This window comes from Pseudomonas sp. K5002 (assembly GCF_013386655.1).
Classification (GTDB): domain Bacteria; phylum Pseudomonadota; class Gammaproteobacteria; order Pseudomonadales; family Pseudomonadaceae; genus Aquipseudomonas.
Genome location: NZ_JACARK010000492.1, coordinates 1 through 3,739, shown reverse-complemented (window position 1 = coordinate 3,739; position 3,739 = coordinate 1). Strand labels below are relative to the sequence as shown.

4 protein-coding genes and 1 pseudogene are annotated in these 3,739 nt (G+C 60.2%); 4 read left to right on the top strand and 1 reads right to left on the bottom strand.

From position 1 onward, the window contains the following. From HX846_RS39670 to HX846_RS21455, 3 genes and pseudogenes are all read left to right on the top strand, one after another. Positions 1 to 175: pseudogene (locus tag HX846_RS39670) on the top strand (urea transporter); the annotation flags it as partial. Between the two features lie 31 nt (positions 176 to 206). Further along, on the top strand, positions 207 to 1,031 hold the full coding sequence (locus tag HX846_RS21460) for an ion transporter (RefSeq protein ID WP_008434745.1): 825 nt from the start codon (positions 207 to 209) through the stop codon (positions 1,029 to 1,031). Positions 1,032 to 1,138: 107 nt separating this feature from the next. Beyond that, the gene (locus HX846_RS21455; RefSeq protein ID WP_003210600.1) at positions 1,139 to 2,143 is read left to right on the top strand and encodes a sulfate ABC transporter substrate-binding protein; all 1,005 of its coding nucleotides are present in this window, start codon (positions 1,139 to 1,141) and stop codon (positions 2,141 to 2,143) included. A 141-nt stretch (positions 2,144 to 2,284) separates the two neighbouring features. Here HX846_RS21455 and HX846_RS21450 read toward each other — a convergent pair whose 3' ends face one another. Next, positions 2,285 to 2,899, bottom strand: coding sequence for a DUF5666 domain-containing protein (locus tag HX846_RS21450; protein ID WP_008434747.1), 615 nt, complete (start codon positions 2,897 to 2,899; stop codon positions 2,285 to 2,287). 178 nt (positions 2,900 to 3,077) lie between these two features. On the opposite strand from HX846_RS21450, the gene HX846_RS21445 reads away from it, so the two are divergent. Further along, on the top strand, positions 3,078 to 3,739 hold a 662-nt coding region (locus HX846_RS21445), incomplete at its 3' end, for an MFS transporter (RefSeq protein ID WP_178966059.1).

Genomic DNA, 3,739 nt, shown 5'->3' with positions numbered 1-3,739 from the left:
CCAACCCTGGCTGCCGCTGATCGGCATTCTCCTGGCGATCATCCTCACGCCCGGCTTCACCGGCCTGAAGCTGCCCGCGCTGACCGCGCCGTTTATCCTCGCCACCTGGCTGGTGCGCGCCAGTCAGCGGGTGATGCAGAAAACCCGCATGGACAGCCCCTTCGAATCCCCCTAGGCTTCGCTGATCTTCGATTCAGGCGACTTCCATGGACAGCAACAAGCACTGGCGTGAGCGTCTCTACGTCATGGTTTTCCAAAGTGACACCCCGGCCGGCCGACGCTTCGACAGCACCCTGTTGCTGATCATTCTGGCCAGCCTGGTGATCGTGATCCTCGACAGCATCCAGGCAGTCCACGACAACTACGCCAACGTGCTGGCCTATATCGAGTGGGGCTTCACCATCATCTTCGCCATCGAATACGGCCTGCGGCTGTATTGCTCGCCCAAGCCGTTGCGCTATGCCTTCAGCTTTTATGGGCTGGTGGATTTGCTGGCGATCGTGCCCGGGATCCTCGCGCTGTACTACAGCGACGCGCAGTACCTGCTGATTATCCGAATCATCCGGATGCTGCGGATTTTCCGCGTGCTCAAGCTCGGCCCGTACCTCAAGCAGGCCAACTACCTGATGTCGGCGCTGCGGGGCAGCAAGCAGAAGATCGTGGTGTTCCTGGTCAGCGTCTGCACCCTGGTCACGGTGTTCGGCACCTTGATGTACGTGATCGAAGGCCCGGAGCACGGGTTTACCAGCATTCCCAAGGGCATCTATTGGGCGATCGTCACCCTGACCACCGTGGGCTTTGGCGATATCGTGCCGAAGACCCCGCTGGGCCAGGTGATTTCGTCGCTGGTGATGATCACCGGTTATTCGATCATCGCGGTGCCCACCGGGATCTTCACCGCCGAACTGGCCAACGCCATGCGCGGTGAGCAATTGCAAACGGATTGCCCGGTGTGCAAGAAAAACAGCCATGAGCCCAATGCAGCGTTTTGCTCACGGTGTGGCAGCGCGCTTTTCAAGAAACTGGAATAAGCAAAGTTCTTTTTAATCTTTAAGCGACTATGCGCCCCCCCGTTATAGTCGCTGGCATATTGCCCCCATGCGTTTCAAAAACCTTCTCGAACAACAAGGAATGAGCAGTGAAAAAACTCGTTAGTGCCTCTCTCCTGGCCGCCGGCCTCGCACTGGCTGGCGTCGTCCAGGCCGCCCCGGTCACCCTGCTCAACGTCTCCTATGACGTGATGCGTGACTTTTACAAGGACTACAACGCCGCCTTCCAGAAGCACTGGGCCGCCGAGCATCCAAACGACAAGCTGACCCTGCAGATGTCCTTCGGTGGTTCGAGCAAACAAGCGCGCTCGGTGATCGACGGCCTGCCGGCTGACGTGATCACCATGAACATGGCCACCGACATCAACGCCCTGGCGGACAACGGCAAACTGGTGCCGGACAACTGGGTTACCCGCCTGCCGAACAACAGTGCGCCGTTCACTTCGGCCACGGTGTTCATCGTGCGCAAAGGCAACCCGAAAGCCTTGAAAGACTGGCCGGACCTGCTCAAGGATGGCGTGCAAGTCATCGTGCCGAACCCGAAGACCTCCGGTAACGGCCGCTACACCTACCTCTCGGCCTGGGGTTATGTGCTGAAGAATGGCGGCGACGAAGAGAAGGCCAAGAAGTTCGTGGGTGACCTGTTCAAGCACGCACCCGTGCTGGACACCGGTGGCCGTGCCGCTACCACCACGTTCATGACCAACCAGATCGGCGACGTGCTGGTGACCTTTGAGAACGAAGCAGAAATGATCGCCCGTGAATTCGGCCGTGATCAGTTCGAAGTGATCTACCCGAGCGTTTCCGCAGAAGCTGAGCCGCCAGTGTCGATCGTCGACAAAGTGGTCGAGAAGAAAGGCACCAAAGTGGCTGCCGAAGAATACCTGAAGTACCTGTGGTCGCCGGAAGGCCAGGAAATTGCCGCCAACAACTACCTGCGTCCACGTGACCCGAAAGTGCTGGCCAAGTACACCGACCGTTTCCCGAAAGTCGACTTCCTGTCGGTAGAGAAGACCTTTGGCGACTGGCGCACCGTGCAGAAGACCCACTTCAATGATGGCGGGGTTTTTGACCAGATCTACTCCGGCCAATAAGCAGTTCTGACTGGAGAAACCCGGTCAAAAATGTGGGAGCGGGCTTGCTCGCGAAGGCGGTGGATCAGTCGGTACATCCGGTGACTGTCACACCGCATTCGCGAGCAAGCCCGCTCCCACATTTGTTTCAGTGTTCAGCGGTTACATCGGCGGTGTCACGCCATCCTTACCCGCGGAAATCGCCTGGGCCGTCACGCTACCGTCCGCGCCCTTCGCCGCAAACATCACCACCTTCACCCCAGGCTTCAGCAAGCTGCGATCACCCGGCTCCAGGTTGACGATCGGCACATCATCCGGCACCACGATCTTCTGCTCGCCGCCCTTGTACTTGACGGTCAACGTGCGGCCATTGCTCACCACCAGGTCACCCACGGTGCCGTTGGTCATGCTGCTGCCTTCCTTCAGGTCGAACGCACGGTGCCCATCGCCTGTACCGGCCATCGCCGGTGGGAATACATGCACTTCCAGCGCCGTCAGGGTGCCATCCGCGTTGGGCATGGCCGCCGAACCGATGTAACTGCCGGGCTTGATGTCTTCGATTTTTGCCAGGGTGACCGCACGCACCTGCGTGTCCTTGGTCAGGTGCACGGTGACGTCTTCACCGCTGTTGACCTTGACGTGCATCGCGTCGCCGTCCATTGCGGTAATCGCACCCCGCACGCCGACACGCGGGGCATCTGCGGCCTGGGCAACGCCCACGGTCATCAGCGCGGCCAGGCTGGAGGCCAGGAGCATCTTGTTGAATGTCGTCTTCATGGCAGTCGATTTCCTGTTTATGCAGTTGTGACTGAATGTATCATCGACCTTCAGCGCGAAAGTTAACGTTTCAGTCATTAATTCCCGGCATGAGTGTTATCACCACAGACAGGCTACTCGCGCCCGGGGCCAGTCTTTATCCTCGCTCGCCACAATCCTTCGCTTTTATGAGAACGCCATGAACGCCACGCCCCCCGCTACAAGCACGATGACCCGAGGCATGGTGATGCTGTTTGCGTTCTGTTGCGGCGCCATCGTCGCCAACATCTACTACGCGCAACCGATCATCGAGCTGATCGCCCCGGACATCGGCCTCACGCCGGCCATGGCCAGCCTGATCGTGTCCCTGACCCAGATCGGCTATGCCCTGGGCCTGTTCTTCCTGGTGCCGTTGGGCGACCTGCTGGAAAACCGCCGGCTGATGATCATCACCACCGTGGTGGCCATCGCCAGCCTGCTGGGTGCGGCGTTCACCGAACAGCCGAACCTGTTCCTGCTGGTGTCGCTGCTGATCGGCTTCAGCTCGGTGTCGGTACAGATCCTGATTCCGCTGGCGGCGCACCTGGCGCCGGCTGAATCCCGTGGCCGGGTGGTCGGCAGCATCATGGGCGGCTTGCTGCTGGGTATCCTGCTGGCGCGGCCAGTGTCCAGCGTGGTGGCTGACCATTTCGGCTGGCGCGCCATGTTCATGGCCGCTGCCGCACTGATGGCGTTTATCAGCGTGGTGCTGATGCTGACCATCCCCAAGCGCCAGCCGGATCACGCGGCCAGCTATGGCCAGTTGCTCGCCTCGCTGGGCACCTTGCTGCGCCGCCAGCCGGTGCTGCGCCAGCGCGCGTT

What these genes read in the sequence shown, in the direction of transcription:
- HX846_RS21450 (WP_008434747.1), bottom strand. Translation starts at nt 2,899, where the DNA reads ATGAAGACGACATTCAACAAGATGCTCCTGGCCTCCAGCCTGGCCGCG.
- HX846_RS21460 (WP_008434745.1), top strand. Translation starts at nt 207, where the DNA reads ATGGACAGCAACAAGCACTGGCGTGAGCGTCTCTACGTCATGGTTTTC.